The sequence below is a fragment of the Burkholderia sp. Ap-955 genome, from assembly GCF_011753045.1.
GTDB classification, from domain to species: Bacteria; Pseudomonadota; Gammaproteobacteria; order Burkholderiales; family Burkholderiaceae; genus Burkholderia; species Burkholderia lata_D.
On sequence record NZ_VWWH01000001.1, the window covers coordinates 174,113 to 190,550 of the forward strand.

At 67.2% G+C, this 16,438-nt stretch carries 14 protein-coding genes; 7 read left to right on the forward strand and 7 right to left on the reverse strand.

The features are described from left to right. Positions 1-66: 66 nt before the first annotated feature. Positions 67-420 carry a hypothetical protein gene (locus F3J15_RS00760; protein ID WP_166886511.1) on the forward strand — a complete coding sequence of 118 codons (354 nt, stop codon included), beginning with the start codon at positions 67-69 and terminating at the stop codon, positions 418-420. 37 nt (positions 421-457) lie between these two features. Here F3J15_RS00760 and F3J15_RS00765 read toward each other — a convergent pair whose 3' ends face one another. The 4 genes from F3J15_RS00765 to F3J15_RS00780 all read right to left on the reverse strand — a co-directional run bounded on the left by F3J15_RS00765 (position 458) and on the right by F3J15_RS00780 (position 4,596). Next, positions 458-1,273: an alpha/beta hydrolase gene (locus F3J15_RS00765; RefSeq protein ID WP_166886514.1), complete on the reverse strand. Its 816-nt coding sequence runs from the start codon at positions 1,271-1,273 to the stop codon at positions 458-460. 109 nt (positions 1,274-1,382) lie between these two features. Then, positions 1,383-2,300, reverse strand: a complete 918-nt coding sequence (locus F3J15_RS00770) for a LysR family transcriptional regulator (RefSeq protein WP_069250953.1) — start codon at positions 2,298-2,300, stop codon at positions 1,383-1,385. A 250-nt stretch (positions 2,301-2,550) separates the two neighbouring features. After that, positions 2,551-2,796: a DUF3717 domain-containing protein gene (locus F3J15_RS00775; RefSeq protein ID WP_043178075.1), complete on the reverse strand. Its 246-nt coding sequence runs from the start codon at positions 2,794-2,796 to the stop codon at positions 2,551-2,553. 264 nt (positions 2,797-3,060) lie between these two features. Further along, complete coding sequence (locus tag F3J15_RS00780) at positions 3,061-4,596, reverse strand: amino acid permease (RefSeq protein WP_166886517.1); 1,536 nt, start codon at positions 4,594-4,596, stop codon at positions 3,061-3,063. 590 nt (positions 4,597-5,186) lie between these two features. Here F3J15_RS00780 and F3J15_RS00785 point away from each other — a divergent pair. From F3J15_RS00785 to F3J15_RS00805, 5 genes are all read left to right on the forward strand, one after another. Then, complete coding sequence (locus F3J15_RS00785) at positions 5,187-6,719, forward strand: sensor domain-containing diguanylate cyclase (protein ID WP_166886520.1); 1,533 nt, start codon at positions 5,187-5,189, stop codon at positions 6,717-6,719. Positions 6,720-6,882: 163 nt separating this feature from the next. After that, positions 6,883-7,953 (forward strand): FUSC family protein, encoded by a 1,071-nt coding sequence (locus F3J15_RS00790; protein WP_166886523.1) that lies wholly within the window; start codon positions 6,883-6,885, stop codon positions 7,951-7,953. Between the two features lie 330 nt (positions 7,954-8,283). Beyond that, on the forward strand, positions 8,284-9,618 hold the full coding sequence (argG, locus tag F3J15_RS00795) for an argininosuccinate synthase (RefSeq protein WP_166886526.1): 1,335 nt from the start codon (positions 8,284-8,286) through the stop codon (positions 9,616-9,618). Between the two features lie 211 nt (positions 9,619-9,829). After that, positions 9,830-10,327: a shikimate kinase gene (locus tag F3J15_RS00800; protein WP_166886529.1), complete on the forward strand. Its 498-nt coding sequence runs from the start codon at positions 9,830-9,832 to the stop codon at positions 10,325-10,327. A 340-nt stretch (positions 10,328-10,667) separates the two neighbouring features. Then, on the forward strand, positions 10,668-11,462 hold the full coding sequence (locus tag F3J15_RS00805; RefSeq protein ID WP_166886532.1) for a polysaccharide lyase family 7 protein: 795 nt from the start codon (positions 10,668-10,670) through the stop codon (positions 11,460-11,462). Between the two features lie 65 nt (positions 11,463-11,527). Here F3J15_RS00805 and F3J15_RS00810 read toward each other — a convergent pair whose 3' ends face one another. Next, positions 11,528-12,838 (reverse strand): MFS transporter, encoded by a 1,311-nt coding sequence (locus F3J15_RS00810; protein ID WP_166886535.1) that lies wholly within the window; start codon positions 12,836-12,838, stop codon positions 11,528-11,530. A gap of 235 nt (positions 12,839-13,073) precedes the next feature. After that, on the reverse strand, positions 13,074-14,156 hold the full coding sequence (locus tag F3J15_RS00815; RefSeq protein ID WP_166886537.1) for a tartrate dehydrogenase: 1,083 nt from the start codon (positions 14,154-14,156) through the stop codon (positions 13,074-13,076). Positions 14,157-14,264: 108 nt separating this feature from the next. Here F3J15_RS00815 and F3J15_RS00820 point away from each other — a divergent pair, with 108 nt between their 5' ends. Continuing rightward, positions 14,265-15,173: a LysR substrate-binding domain-containing protein gene (locus F3J15_RS00820; protein WP_166886541.1), complete on the forward strand. Its 909-nt coding sequence runs from the start codon at positions 14,265-14,267 to the stop codon at positions 15,171-15,173. 263 nt (positions 15,174-15,436) lie between these two features. Here the strand turns inward: F3J15_RS00820 and F3J15_RS00825 are convergent, their stop codons facing one another. Next, positions 15,437-16,432: a LysR family transcriptional regulator gene (locus F3J15_RS00825; RefSeq protein WP_345891470.1), complete on the reverse strand. Its 996-nt coding sequence runs from the start codon at positions 16,430-16,432 to the stop codon at positions 15,437-15,439. Positions 16,433-16,438: the final 6 nt, after the last annotated feature.

Here is a 16,438-nt window from a genome sequence, read left to right on the forward strand (position 1 = left end):
CCTTCGTTTGCACGTTGTCGCGCCGCCGTCGCGACCGCAATCATGCGTTGCAAGGAGGGATTCGTGATGGCAACCACGCATCAGCACTTCCACCTCGAACTACGGCACGCCACCGCGCCGACCTATTTCATCAGCTACCTGTTTCCCGTCTTGCTGTTCGTTTACGAACTGCTGCGCGTCGGCCAATGGATCCGCGATCACGGGATGCAATTCGGCGCGTTCAAGCAGATGGGTTACGAGTATCTGCTGATGCTGCTGTTCGTCGGACTGCAGATCGTCGTCGAGGCGATCTTCCTGCTCGGCGCCGCGATGCGTCGCGACAATCGCGACTTCGAGCACCGGCTGCCGAACGTGGTCCTCGGGATCGGCCTCTCGATCGCCGTGCTCGCGATCGACCTCGCCATCCAGCTCGCGTTCTGACGGCCGGCGGGCGCCTGCCCGCCGGTGGCTGCAGCGCTCAGGCGAGCGCGTCGCGCAGCAACGTCGCGACGGCGGCCAGCACGTCGCCGGTTCGCTCACGGTGCGGCATGTGCCCGCACTGGCCGAGCAACAGATACGACGACGGCCCCGCGACACGCGCGGCAATCCGCTTCGGATGCACGTCGGACCCGTATTCGTCGTCTTCGCCGTGAATCGCGAGCGTCGCGCATTGCACGCGCGGCAATTCGTCGTCGAGATTCCAGTCGCGAAAAGCCGGCGACAGCCACGTGTCGACCCACGCGCGCAGCACCCATTCGGCCTTGTCGCCGTGATAGCGCGTGAGCCGGTCGAGCTGGCCCGGTTCGTCGAACTGCTGCCCCGCGTCGCGGATGCCGGCCAGCGTGCGATCCTCGACGAATGCCTGCGCGGCGATCGTCACGAGCGCGCGGCAACGCGCCGGATGCGCGGCCGCACACCCGACCGCCATCCCGCCGCCGACGCTGTGCCCGAGCGCGACGAACGCGTCGACGCCCAGTTGTTCGAGTAGTGCCGCGAACGCGTGATCGGCCTCGTCGCGCACGAATGTCGCGCCGAGTGTTCCCGGATGGCGATCGGAACGACCGAAGCCGAGGCGATCGTAGGCGATCACGTCGCGCTGCGTGGCGCGCGCAAGCTGCGCGGGAAAGTCGCGCCACAGTTCGACGCAGCCGAGCGAATCGTGCAGCAGGACGATTGGTGCGTGGTGCTTCGACGCCCCCGCCGCCTGTTGCGTCGGACCACCGCGCCAGCGTTTCGCGAAGAGGCGCCCTTGCGGCGTCTCGACGGTTGTCTCCTCGATCGGGATATCGGTCATGTGTGTGTCGTCTGCATGAAAGCGGCCGCCCCTCGGCGGCCGTATCGGATCCTGCGATGTTGGCCCGCCCCCGAACGCAGCGTCAAGCAAGCCCCCACCGTCCGCGCGTTCATTCGGGCTGCGGCGGCAGATACTCCATCTGCGCCTCGTCGTACAGCCGGTAGATCAGCGCCTGCATCGCGCGGAGATCCTCCGATTCGTCGAGCATCCGCATGCTCATGATGATCGGCGACACGAGGTTCGGGTCGTCGAGCGGCTTGTAGCTGATGTCGTCGCGCTTCAGCCCGTACACGCTTTGCGGCACGACCGACACGCCCTCGCCCATCGCGACGAGGCCGAGCGCGATCTGCAGTTCGCGCGTCTCGTAGATCTTGCGCGGCTGCAACGCGCGATCGTGAAAGGCCGCGAGCACCTGGTCCGCATAGCTCGGGCGCGGCGCCTTCGGAAAGATGATCAGCGTGTCGTTCACGAGATCGTGCAGCGACAGCACGGGCTTCGCGCTGTCCAGCACATGGCCGACCGGCAGCGCGACGATCATCCGCTCCTCGCGCAGCACGACGCGCCGCACGCTCGGATCCTCGTGGCGGATGCGCCCGAACCCGACGTCGATGCGCCCTTCCTTCAGCGCCTTGATCTGGTCCATCGTCGACATCTCGTGCAGGCTCAGCTCGACCGCCGGATACTCGCTGCGAAAGCGCCGGATGATCTTCGGCAGCATCCCGTACAGCGTCGAACCGACGAAGCCGACCGACATGCTGCGCTCGATCTTGCCGACCCGCTTCGTCATCGATTCGAGTTCGGTCGTCTGCGCGAGCAGCTGCACCGCGTGCGAATAGAAGAAGCGGCCCGCGTCGGTCAGCTTCAGCGGCCGCGCATTGCGCTCGAACAGCGGCACGCCGAGGGCTTCCTCAAGCTGCTGGATCTGCCGGCTCAGCGGCGGCTGCGCGATATGCAGCCGCTCGGCCGCCCGCGTGAAATTCCGCTCTTCGGCGACCGCGACGAAGTAGCGGAGGTGTCTCAACTCCATGTTCGAATCCTCCCGGGCAGGCGACGGATGTTCATTCGGCACCGCGCACGGCGCGGGCGCCGGCCGTCCACACCGGCCCTGTCGGTCACCTGCCTCCCGATCCCGTCACGATACCTCAGCCGGCACCGATCCCGGCGCGAACCGCATTGCGCGCGCAGCGGCGGCCGGCGCCGCGCAAAGCAAAACGGGAAGCCGCAACGCTTCCCGTTCGTTCACTGATACCGCGCCGCGGCACCGTGTGGGCCGTCCGTCACACCTCGGTCGCGTAGAGCGCGTCGCGCTGCGCATCGCTCAGCGAGTCGAGCGGCACGTCCGGCAATTGGTAGCAGATCATCGTGCCGTACAGCTCGGCGAGGCAATTGCTGCCGGCGTCGAGCGCGTAGCCGTCCTCGCCGTCCGGCGCCGGCGGGTACACTTCGCGCCACGCGTTGATCGCGGCTTCGAGTCGCACGATGGAAACGGGTCCGGCCTTCCGCTCGGCGGGTGATGCGCTCATGGATTCCTCTGGGTTGCGCGCTCCGCGGGCCGTATCGGCCCGGACGGAACGATGAAAACGCCGGGCGATTCGCCGGCCGCCGCATGTCGCGCGCGCCGGATGCCGATCCGCGCGGCGTGCCTCGCGCCGGCCGGGCCGCGGCCCGGTAGGGTCGGGCAATATAACCGGCTTTGACCCCGTGCAGGCAAAAGCCGGGCAAAAAAAACGGGAAGCGCGAGGCTTCCCGTTTCGTCGTACGTCACGCGGCCACGCGCCGCGCCCGCGTCAGCCCGCGGTTTCGCGGTTCGCCACCGGCTGGCGCTGCGCGCCGCGACTCGCGGCGATCCACGGCGCGATTTCCATGTCTTCGTAGCGCACGAAGCGGCTCTTCTTCAGGAACCGGAAGCCGAGCCACACGACGAGGAACAGCGGAATGCCGACATAGGTCGCGGCGACGCCGGCCCAGTCGATCCGGTTCGCGAGGAACGCTTGATAGTCCTGGCCGAGCGCGATCACGAGGCACAGCACGAACGCGAACAACGGGCCGAACGGGAACCACTTCGACTGGTACGGCAGCTGGTCGAGCGCGTAGCCCTGCTTCACGTAGCCCTTGCGGAACCGGTAGTGGCTGACCGCGATGCCGAGCCATGCGATGAAGCCGGTCATCCCCGACGTGTTCAGCAGCCACAGATACACGGTCTTGTCGCCGTACAGCGACGTGAAGAAGCACAAGGCGCCGACGGCCGTCGTCGCGTACAGCGCGTTGCGCGGCACGCCGCCCGCCGACAGCTTCGCGAAGATCTTCGGCGCACGGCCTTCGGTCGCGAGGTTGTAGAGCATCCGCGTGGACGCGTACATGCCCGAGTTGCCGGCCGACAGCACGGCCGTCAGGATCACCGCGTTCATCACGCCGGCCGCGAACGCGAGGCCCGCGTGGCGGAACACGAGCGTGAACGGGCTCACGCCGATGTCGGTCACGTCCGTCTTCAGCAGGTTCGGGTCGGTATACGGAATCAGCACGCCGATCACGAAGATCGCGAACACGTAGAACAGCAGGATGCGCCAGAACACCTGGCGCACCGCGCGCGGGATCGTCGTGCGCGGGTTTTCCGATTCGCCGGCCGCGACGCCGATCAGCTCGGTGCCCTGGAACGAGAAGCCGGCGATCATCGCAACGCCCATCAGCGCCGGCAGGCCGCCCGCGAACGGCGCGTCGCCGATCGTCAGGTTGCCCCAGCCATTGCTCGGCGCGCCCTTCAGAATGCCGAAGATCATCAGCAGGCCGACGCCGATGAACGCGACCACGGTGACGACCTTGATCAGCGCGAACCAGTATTCGGCTTCGCCGAAGCCGCGCACGGTCAGCGCGTTGAGCAGGAACATCACGCCGAGGAACGCCTCGCTCCACCACACGCCCGGCACGTCCGGAAACCAGTAATGCATCACGAGCTGCGCGGCGACCAGCTCCACCGCGATCGTCACGGCCCAGTTGTACCAGTAGTTCCAGCCGAGCGCGAAGCCGAAGCCTTCGTCCACGTATTTCGCGCCGTAGGTCGCGAACGAGCCCGACACCGGCATGAACGCGGCCATTTCGCCGAGGCTCGTCATCAGGAAATAGACCATCAGGCCGATCGCCATGTACGCGACCATCGCGCCGCCGGGGCCGGCCTGGGAGATCGACGCGCCGGACGCGACGAACAGGCCCGTGCCGATCGAGCCGCCGATGGCGATCATCGTCAGATGGCGCGCCTTCAGCGCGCGATGAAGCTTGGGTGGGTTCGCTGACGAACCGGATGGATCGGATTTCGGAATTGCGGACATAAACGAGACGAACGTTGAGCGGGCCGGCATCCGTAGCCGGCGCATGCGGAATCGGAGCGCGGTGCGCGTCCTGCGATGCATTCGATGCGGCCCCGATACGCGTTGCGCGGTGGGCGCCTGCGGCGAAGCGCGGATTCTACCTGATTCGTCCCGGGGACAGCTGAGGTGCCACCGTCCGCCGCCGCCGCGGAGATTTCGCAGAATCAAGGGGTTGGCCGCGTCGAAGCGGGCCGTCGTCGCAGGTCGGCTCAAAAACCCCGCGCCGCGAATGGTTATTCGATTCTCCGATCCGCCCGGTGTTTCGCCACTGTCCCGTCGCAATCCGCCCGATACCGCGCCGGCATGCATAATCGCCGGGTAATCACGGAATTATTCAGACAATACAACCGATATCGACGATTGATTCAAATCAAATCACCCGCATGACAAGCGGTAACGATGCGTAACGGTTGGGAATCGGCGGTATCCGCATGCATGTTTTGCATGTGCAGGCGAATGTCCGGAATTCGCGAGATAATGCGGCCCGATTCAAAATAAACAGCGTACGGAATCGCCCACGACGCGAAATCCGCCGCCCGCCCCCATCGAGGATGAAGTCATTCACGCTGCCCGCCGCGCTGCGCCGCCATACCGCGTCGATCGTGGCACGCATTCTGTCGCCCCGCGGCGTACTCGTAGCGGGGATCGTGCTGCTGATGTTCAGCTGGGGGCTTTCCACGTCGCTTTTAATCGAGGCGCGGCGCGATGCATACGACCATGCGGTCGAAAATGCACGCAACCTGATGCTGCTGATCGAACGCGATATCGCGCGCAATATCGAGCTCTACGATTTGTCGCTGCAGAACGTCGTCGACGGCATTACCGATCCTGAACTGGCGACGCTGCCCCCGCACCAGCGCCACCGGCTGCTGTTCGACCGCGCGGCGACCGGCGAGTATCTCGGGTCGATCTTCGTGATGGATGCACACGGCAATATCGTGATCGATTCGAGCGCGTCGCCCGCCCGGCAAGGCAATTTCGGCGACCGCGACTATTTCGCCGTGCATCGCGACCAGCTTGCCCAGGGCCTCTACATCAGCCGGCCGTATGCGTCCCGGCTGCGCGGCGGCGCATTGACGATCGCCCTCAGCCGCCGGATCAGCCGGCCCGACGGCGCGTTCGCCGGCATCGTCGTCGGCACGCTCAGCATCGACTACTTCCGCGCGCTGCTCGACGGCCTGGCGGTCGGCAAGCACGGCAGCGCGGCGATCGTCGAGGACAACGGCACGCTCGTGTCGCGCCTGCCGTACGACCCGCACGTGGTCGGCCTCGACCTGCACAACTCTCCGCTGTTCATCGAATCGCAGCGCGCCCGCGACGGCGCGCTGACCGGGGTCGGCGCGATCGACGGCATCCGGCGCATCTATGTTTACAAGCATCTCGCCGCCCTGCCGCTGATCGTCGACGTCGCGCCCGCCGAGATCGACATCTACGCGTCGTGGCACCACCGCGCGATCTGGACCGTCGTGCTGATGTGCCTGTTCACCGGATTCATCGCGTGGGGGTCGCTGGCGCTGTCGCGCGAGCTGAAGCGCCGCCAGGTCGCCGAATCGAAGCTGTACCGGCTCGCGCACACCGATGCGCTGACGGGCCTCGACAACCGCGGCACGTTCGACACGGTGCTCGCGAAGGAGGCGCAGCGTGCGTCGCGCAGCGGGCGCCCGCTGTCGGTGCTGTTCGTCGACGTCGATCACTTCAAGGCATTCAACGACTATTACGGCCATCCGGCCGGCGACGACGTGCTGCGGCGCGTCGCGCAGACCGCGTCGCGCTGCCTGCGCCGCGACAGCGATCACGTCGCGCGCTACGGCGGCGAGGAATTCGTCGTCACGCTGCCCGACACCGATGCGCAAGGCGCGCTGACCGTCGCCGAGGGCATCCGGCGCGCGATCGCGGCGCTCGACATCGAGCACGCGAAAAGCCCGTACGGGCGCGTCACGGCCAGCATCGGCGCGGCGACCGCCACCGACGGCCGCGTGAACGCCGCGACGCTGCTGCGACGGGCCGACGAGGCGCTGTACCGCGCGAAGTCCGGCGGCCGCAACCGCGTGCTGGAGGCGCAGCCGAGCGCCGCCGGCGCATGACATCGCCGTGACGTGACGTGAAATCGCGCCGCGGCCGGCCGGGCCGGATGACCGCGCGGTGGACAGGTTTCCCGCGTTCGGTTAGCGTGACTTCTGCTGCGCACGCGGCGCGGCGCCGGCCCGCGCAGGCCGCCGTGCGCGTTCCGGCCACTCCCGTTCCGCCATGACCACCCCGCTCCCTACCCGGCTGCCGCCGCTCCTGCGCAACGCGCTCCGCCCACTGCTCGACCCGTACCGCCGCTACCGGCACGCGAAGCTGATCCATGCGGCGCGCGTCTCGCTCGCGATTCTCGTGTCGATCGCGCTGTCCACCGGCCTGAACGTGCCGCACGGCGAGTGGTCGACGATCACCGTGCTGATCGTCGTCGGCGGGCTGCAGCACCACGGCAACATCCGCAAGAAGGCGGCCGAGCGCGCGCTCGGCACGTCGATCGGCGCGCTGGCCGGGCTCGGGCTGATCCTCCTCTACTCGTTCCTGCACGCGCCGTTCGCGATCTACCTGCTGATGGCGCTCGCGTGCGGTATCTGCGCGTATCACGCGATCGGCAAGGCCGGCTACATCGCGCTGCTGTCGGCGATCACGATGGTGATCGTCGCCGGGCACGGCGACAACGAGATCGTCGACGGCCTGTGGCGCGCCGTGAACGTGCTGGTCGGCATCGCGATCGCGCTGGCGTTCTCGTTCGCGTTGCCGCTCTACGCGACCTATTCGTGGCGCTACAAGCTCGCCGACGCGCTGCGCGCGTGCGCGGCCGTGCATGCGCGGCTCGCGGGCGACCGCCAGGTCAGCGACGACGCGCACCTGAAGGAAATGGCCGCGCTGAGCGCGCTGCTCGTGCAGTTGCGCTCGCTGATGCCGTCGGTGTCGAAGGAATGCGAGACGTCGATGACGCAGCTCGAGGCGATCCAGCGCAGCCTGCGCCTGTGCATCGGCTATCTGGAGATCCTGTCGAGCGCGGTGCCGGCCCGCGACGACGTCGCGGCCCGCGAATACATGCGCGTCGACATGAGGGCCGTGAACCGGCGCATCCGCGACACACTGGTCGGCGCGAGCCGCGCGCTCAAGTTCGGCACGCCGAGCCGGCTCTCGCCGCGCCGCCGGCCGGCCGACCCGCCGCACGTCGCGCCGCCGCCGGAGTTGTCCGGCTACGTGTCGATCACGGCCAAGCTGGCCGGGGAAGTCGACCAGCTACGCGAGAAGCTGCTCGACACCGCGCAGTCGTGGAATATCTGACGTCGGCGGGAGTCCGGGCCTCGCGAGCCAGCCTTTCATATACCTTTCAGCTCGGCGCATCGGCATCCTGACGGCGGGCCGCCCCGTCCGTCAGCCGATCCGGCCCCGGAAGCACGGCCCGCGGCCGGGCTTGTCGATGCCTGTTTCTGCCGCGATGTCGCACCGGCGAGCGCGGTGTTCTCCACCCGGTTAACCACCCGCCAGGCCCGCTGCGACAGGCCCGACGACGGTTCCGCGCGAAAATCAGCCCTTGCCCCAACCTGCCGGACAGCCGATACTCGCATATTCCGCGAAATACGATCCCACCGGCTTCAATCCACGGTAATTCCTATGAGCACGATTCTCGAAAGCCTCCCGACCGGCCAGAAGGTCGGTATCGCCTTCTCCGGCGGCCTGGACACCAGCGCTGCACTGCACTGGATGAAACTCAAGGGCGCCGTCCCGTACGCATACACGGCGAACCTCGGCCAGCCCGACGAAGACGATTACGACGCGATCCCGAAACGCGCGATCGAATACGGCGCAGCCGGCGCCCGCCTGATCGACTGCCGCGCGCAGCTCGTCGCCGAAGGCATCGCGGCGCTGCAAAGCGGCGCGTTCCACATCACGACCGCAGGCGTCACGTACTTCAACACCACGCCGATCGGCCGCGCCGTGACGGGCACGATGCTCGTCGCCGCGATGAAGGAAGACGGCGTCAACATCTGGGGCGACGGCAGCACGTACAAGGGCAACGACATCGAGCGTTTCTACCGCTACGGCCTGCTCGTGAACCCGGATCTGAAGATCTACAAGCCGTGGCTCGACCAGACGTTCATCGACGAGCTCGGCGGCCGTGCCGAAATGTCCGAATTCATGAACCAGGCCGGTTTCGCGTACAAGATGTCGGCCGAGAAGGCCTACTCGACCGATTCGAACCTGCTCGGCGCGACGCACGAAGCAAAGGATCTCGAAAGCCTCGAAAGCGGCATCAAGATCGTGAACCCGATCATGGGCGTCGCGTTCTGGCGCGACGACGTGAAGATCGCCGCGGAAGAAGTGACGGTGCGCTTCGAAGCCGGCCAGCCGGTCGCGCTGAACGGCGTCGAGTTCACCGACCCGGTCGAGCTGCTGCTGGAAGCGAACCGCATCGGCGGCCGCCACGGCCTCGGCATGAGCGACCAGATCGAGAACCGCATCATCGAGGCGAAGAGCCGCGGCATCTACGAAGCCCCGGGCCTCGCGCTGCTGTACATCGCGTACGAGCGTCTCGTCACCGGCATCCACAACGAAGACACCATCGAGCAGTATCGCGAGAACGGCCGCCGCCTCGGCCGCCTGCTGTACCAGGGCCGCTGGTTCGACCCGCAGGCGATCATGCTGCGCGAAACCGCACAACGCTGGGTCGCACGCGCGATCACCGGCGAAGTGAAGATCGAACTGCGCCGCGGCAACGACTACTCGATCCTGAGCACGAAGTCGCCGAACCTCACGTACCAGCCGGAACGCCTGTCGATGGAGAAGGTGGCGTCGACGTTCTCGCCGCGCGACCGGATCGGCCAGCTGACGATGCGCAACCTCGACATCACCGATACGCGCGACAAGCTGCGCGTGTATTCGCAAGTCGGGCTGCTGACGCCGGGTGAGACGTCGGCGCTGCCGCAGATCAAGGGCGACGAGAAGTAAGTCGCTTCGCTCGACGCCGTATCGCATCGATGGATGCGGTACGGCCGGGCAGGCTGTGTGGGCGTATCCGCTTCGCGCACGCAACCTGCCGCTTCCCCGCCTCTCCCCCGCGTTTCTGCTTTCCACAATCGCATCGCGTGACGTACCAACGGCACAGCATCGCCGCACCCGTCATGGCAAGCTGCGAGTCTTCCGATTCCTGCGCTCACCCATGACCGCCCTTACCATCATCCACCTGAACGGCCCAATCAACAGCGGCAAGACGACGATCGGTCTCGCGCTCGCGCGCGTACTGCCCGACGCACGCTTCATCGACGGCGACGATCACGATGCGCCCGAAGACGCACCATTCGACGTGCAGTGGGCGATCGCGCTCGAGCGTCTCGTCACGCAGATCACGCACGCGCGGGAGCGTCATCTGGTCATCGCCTATCCGATCGGCGAAACGGAATTCGAGCGGCTGCGCGCCGCTAGCGCTGCGCGCGATGCACGGCTGTTCGTCGTGACGCTCGCGCCGCCGGAAGCAGTCGCGGCGTCGAATCGCGGCACGCGTGCGCTGACGGACTGGGAGCGCAACCGGATCGCCGAAATGTATCGCGAAGGCTATGCGTCACGGCCGTTCAGCCGGATGGTGCTCGATACGTCCGATGCGACACCCGATGCTTGTGCGGCGCGTATCGCACAACAAGTCGCGGCGACGGAGTCGTAACCGGCACACCTGCCCGCGCCCTTCACGCCGGCACGCGGATACCTAGCCTCAGCCAGCGAAAACTATTTCTCTGACCAAAATAGGAAAACGTTTACTCTTCCAATACTTCTTGCTAGCATCGTCCTCGATCGGCCTGAGCAGTTTCACGGAAAGCCGATCGCAAGCCTTAAAACTCCAGCAATTCCCGGCATCACTGTTCCACATTTCGAGCCTTACCTGCTTTCTGTATTTTGGAGTGCTTTCTACGGGCAACCGATCTCGCTTCGACGATCAAGCGCCTCAATAGGAAAACGTTATCCACAACGTGGCACCCAGCCACGGACCATCAGAGAGAGACACCATGAAGAACAGGATCATCCCGTGCGTCGTCGCCGTTCTGTCCGTTGCGTGCCTGTCCGCGTGCGGCGGCGACGATCCGGCCAGCCCGGCCGCCGCCGCGCGCCAGCAGGCCACCGCGATGGCGCTCAGCCCGTCGAACCCGCCCGGCTCGAACTTCAACCTCGCGCCGTTCACACTGCAGTTGCCGACCGGCTCGTCCGGCAAGGTCGACACGGTGAGCGGTTCGTCGCTCGCGGGCGGCTATGTGAACCCGACGTATTTCTATACGGACGGCAGCGACGGATCGATGGTGATGATGGACCCGACGCAGGGCTGGACGACGTCCGGCTCGCTGCATCCGCGCACCGAGTTGCGCGAGAACGCGATCTGGCCCACCTCCGGTACCAACCGGCTGAACGCGACGGTGGCCGTCGCGCAGGTGCCCGATCACACGACGATCGGCCAGATCTTCCAGGGCACCGGCCCGAGCAAGCCGCTGTGCGAGCTGCAGTTCACGTCCGGCGGCGTCGTGCAATTACTGCTTGAAAGCACCAACCAGGGCGGCAAGTCGACGACCACGCCGATCACCACGGTCGGCGTCGGCAAGAAGTTCAGCTACGCGCTGAGCCTGAGCGGCACGACGATCACCGTCACCGCGAACGGCACGACGAAGACCTTCACGATGGATTCGAGCTTCGACGGCGAAAGCTTCTACTTCAAGGCCGGCGACTACGACCAGACGGCCGTGTCCGGCACGCCGCTGACGACGCCCGGCACCGTCGTGAAGTTCTATGCGCTGACGCTCACGCATAGCTGATCGCGCGGCACGATGCATGAACGCCGGGCAGGTTCGCGACGCGCGCCTGCCCGGCTATCCGCTGCTTACGAGTGAGGCCGCACACCCGGCACGACCGCTTCCCTCGCGCCCTTGCGGCTCAACATCAGCGTGACGACCGCCGACACCGCGAGCGTGCCCGCCACCACGTAGAGCCCCGCCGCATACCCGCCCGTCACGTGCTTCAACCAGCCGATCGCGAACGGCCCGACGAACCCGCCGAGATTGCCGATCGAATTGATCATCGCGATGCCCGCCGCCGCGCCGGCGCCGGACAGGAACGCGCTCGGCATCGCCCACAGCGGCGCCTTCGCGGCGCTGATTCCGATGTTGACGACCACCAGCGCGAGCACGGTCAGCAGCGCTGTGCTCGCCTGCCCCGCGAACACGAAACCGATGCACGCGAGCACGCACGGAATCACGACGTGCCACGTGCGCTCGCCGGTGCGGTCCGAATGCCGCGCCCAGACGATCATCGCGACGACGGCGGCGATGCTCGGGATCCCGGTGAGCAGGCCCGTCTGCAGCGCGGTGAAGCCGAACTGCTTGACCATCAGCGGCGCCCACAGGCCGAGCGTGTACAGCCCCGCCGACGTGCCGAAGTAGATCAGCGCGAGCGCCAGCACGCGCGGGTCGCGCAGCGCCTGCCACGCGCCGGCCGTATGCCCGGCATGCATGTGGCGCGCATCGGCTTCGGCTTTCAGCTTCGCGACCAGCCAGTCGCGCTCGTCCGCGCGCAGCCACGCGGCCTTCGACGGCGCATCGGTCAGGCACCTGAGCACGGCGAAGCCGAGCACGACCGCCGGCAGCGCTTCGACGATGTACAGCATCTGCCAGTCGGCGAGCCCGAACATCGGCGGCATCTGCATGATCGCGCCCGACAGCGGCGAACCGATCGCGGTCGAGATCGGCGCGGCCGCCATGAACCACGCGGCGGCCACCGCGCGCTGCTTCGCGGGAAACCACAGGCTCAGGTACAGGATGATGCCGGGGAAGAACCCGGCTTCGGCCATGCCGAGCAGGAAGCGCAGCACGTAGAAGCTCGTCGGCCCGGCCGCGAATGCGGACACGGCCGACACGATTCCCCACGTGATCATCACGCGCGCGATCCAGATGCGCGCGCCGACGCGATGAAGAATCAGGTTGGACGGTACCTCGAACAGGAAGTAGCCGATGAAGAACAGGCCGCCGCCGAACCCGAACGCGGTCGGCGACAGGCCAATCGCCTTGTTCATCGTCATCGCGGCAAAGCCGACGTTGACGCGATCGAGAAAGCTGACGAAGTAAAGCAGCATCACGAACGGAATGATGCGCCACATCAGTTTCCGCGCGACGCGGGTTTCCAGATCCGCTTGCATGTGTCTCCTCCTTCGAGGTCGAGCCGTCGAGTCGTACTCGGCGTATGAATGCTCGCCGGCGCCGCGGCGAAGCGCGTTGGCCGGCGCGCCCGGCTCGCGTCGGGCGCGCGAGTCGCGGGGCAGGAACATCCGGGGACGATGAACGGGCGACGCCCGGTAACCGGTTGCGCTCGCGCGCCGCCGCGGGTCGCTGGCCGCTATGTTGCGGGCCGCCTGCCCATCGCCGCGCTTGTCGTCAGGCGGCGACCGCCGCGTTCGCGACGCGCTCGCACACTGCCGCCGTCACCTGCGCGGTCGTCGCGCTGCCGCCGAGGTCGCGCGTATGCAGCGACGGGTCGGCCGTCACTGCCTCGATCGCCTGCATCACCCGCGCGGCGGCGGCCGTTTCGCCGAGGTGCTCGAGCAGCATCACGACCGACCAGAACGTGCCGACCGGATTCGCGAGCCCCTTGCCCATGATGTCGAACGCGGAGCCGTGGATCGGCTCGAACATCGATGGATAGCGGCGCTCGGGGTCGATGTTGCCGGTCGGCGCGATGCCGAGGCTGCCGGCGAGCGCGGCCGCGAGATCGCTGAGGATGTCCGCGTGCAGGTTGGTCGCGACGATCGTGTCGAGCGACGCCGGCCGGTTGACCATGCGCGCGGTCGCCGCATCGACGAGCTCCTTGTCCCACGTCACGTCGGGGAATTCCTGCGCAATCTGCTTCGCGATCTCGTCCCACATCACCATCGCGTGCCGCTGCGCGTTGCTCTTCGTGATCACGGTCAGCAGCTTGCGCGGGCGCGACTGCGCGAGCCGGAACGCGAAGCGCATGATGCGTTCGACGCCGGCACGCGTGAGGATCGACACGTCGGTCGCGGCCTCGATCGGATGGCCCTGGTGCACGCGGCCGCCGACGCCCGCATATTCGCCTTCCGAGTTCTCGCGGACGATCACCCAGTTCAGGTCGTCGGGCCCGCAGCGCTTCAGCGGCGCGTCGATGCCGGGCAGGATGCGCGTCGGGCGCACGTTCGCGTACTGGTCGAAGCCCTGGCAGATCTTCAGGCGCAGCCCCCACAGCGTCACGTGATCGGGCACGTCGGGGTCGCCCGCCGAGCCGAACAGGATCGCGTCCTTGCCGCGCAAGGCGTCGAGGCCGTCGGCCGGCATCATCGCGCCATGCCGGCGGTAGTAGTCGGCGCCCCAGTCGAAATCCTCGAACTCGAATGCAAAGCGGTCGCTGCCGCGGGCCAGCGCTTCCAGCACCTGCTTGGCCGCAGGCACCACTTCCTTGCCGATCCCGTCGCCGGGAATCGTTGCGATACGGTAGGTCTTCATGCGCACATCCTCGATTGATCGTCAGCGTGGAGGCACTTTACCGAACCGGAAGTGCGGGAACCGGTGCTAGACTCAAAGCATCTTTAACTTGGATTCACGAATCCCGACATGGCGGATACCGTTCAGCCGGCCGATCTCGGCTTCTTCTCGACGCTGGCCGCGTCGGGCAGCCTGAGCGCGGCCGCGCGCGAACTCGGGCTCACCGCGGCGGCCGTCAGCAAGCGGCTCACGCAGATGGAGCGGCGCGCGGGCGTGACGCTCGTGAACCGCACGACGCGGCGAATGATGCTGACGCCCGAAGGCGACGTGTATCTCGACTATGCGCGCCGGATCCTCGACCAGATGGACGAACTCGGCGAACTGCTCGGCAGCGCGAAGCAGCGCCCGAAGGGGCTGCTGCGCGTGAACGCGACGCTCGGCTTCGGGCGTAACCAGGTCGGCCCCGCGATCTCGCGCTTCGTCGCGCGTTATCCGGAGGTGTCGGTGCAGCTGCAGTTGTCGGTCATGCCGCCGCCGCTCACCGACGACGCGTTCGACGTATGCATCCGCTTCGGCGAGCCGCCCGATACGCGGGTCGTCGCGCGGCGGCTCGCGCCGAACCGCCGGCTGCTGTGCGCGGCGCCCGTGTATCTCGCGCAGCACGGCACACCGGCGACGCCGCACGACCTGACGCGCCACAATTGCATCGGCATCCGGCAGGGGGACGAAGGTTACGGAATCTGGCGCCTGACGAGCGGGCGCGGCACGGCGCGCCATACGGAAGCCGTGCGGATCAACGGCAACCTGACGACGAACGATGGCGAGATCGCCGTGAAATGGGCGCTCGACGGGCACGGGATCCTGATGCGTGCGGAATGGGATCTGCGCGACTATCTCGCCGACGGCCGCCTGGTCGTTGTGCTGCCCGACTACGAGACGCCGAGCGCCGACATCTATGCGGTGTATGCACAGCGCCACCAGATGTCCACGCGGATTCGCGCGTTCGTCGATTTTCTGGCGGACGAGCTGGGGCAGTGATCGGGACGCACGAAACGACGTACGTCGATTCAGGAGAGACCAACGTGCGGCTCGGTCAAAAGAGCCAATATTTCAGCTATTTCGTCAAAAAATCGCCAGAATATTGACACTTTCATATGAACCGGCAGCGCGCGGCCGCCGCCGTCCGCTTCGCCACGGCAACCCGGCGGGATCATCGATCCGCTTCCGCAATCTCGACGGTCAAGAGAGCGCACCCACGACGATTGCGAACCGTTGACCGCGCCTGACTCGACGCTTGCTGATCAAGCTGCGGCCATCTGGGCGTCCACCGGATCAACCCTGTCCGCGGCGCCCACCGTCGGCCGCCACACCCGTGCGGTGATCATGCCCGCATGGCCGCTCACCGCCGCCTCGAAACGCTCGCCAATCCAGTCGACGAACGCGCGCACGCCGGGCGACACATGCGGCCGCTTCACATAGACGGCCGACACCGCGATCGCGTCGGGCCGCCAGCGCGGCAACACTTCCCGCAACCGCCCCGCGTCGATCAGCGGCTGCGCGGCGACGCGCGGCGGCTGGATCAACCCGAGGCCGTGCATGCCGCACGCCAGATATGCCGGCTCGTCGTCCACGCTGACGATCCCGTCCATCCGCACCTTGCGCACCGCGCCATCGACGAGGAAATCGAGTTCGGCCGTGCGCTGGCCCGGCACGGACGACACGCTGACCGCGCGATGCGAGGCCAGATCGTCGAGCGTGCGCGGCACGCCGTGGCGGTCGAGATACGCGGGGCTCGCGCAGGTCACGCGCTCGAGCGTGCCGAGCCGGCGCGCGACGAGCGATGAGTCGGGCAGTTCGCCGAGCCGGACGCTGCAGTCGATCGCATCGCCCACGCGATCGGCCGCGCGCCCGGATACACCCAACGTCAGGACCAGATCGGGATGCCGCGCATGAAACGCGCCGAGCGCCGGCAGCACGATCGCGTCCGCGACCGCCACCGGCAGTTCGACGCGCAGCGGCCCGCTCGGATGCAGCGCGGCGCCGCGGATGCTGGCTTCGAGTTCATCGACATCGGCCGTGATGCGCACGCAGCGCCGGTAATACGCATCGCCTTCGGGCGTCGCCCGCAGCGCGCGCGTCGTACGCACCAGCAAAGGCATGCCGAGCGCCGTTTCGAGTTCCTGCACGGTCCGCGTCGCGGTGGCGCGCGAAATGCCGAGCGCCTGCGCCGCACGCGTAAAGCTGTTCATTTCGACGATGCGCGTGAAGATGCGCATCGCGCGGATCGGATTGTCCACCGGACA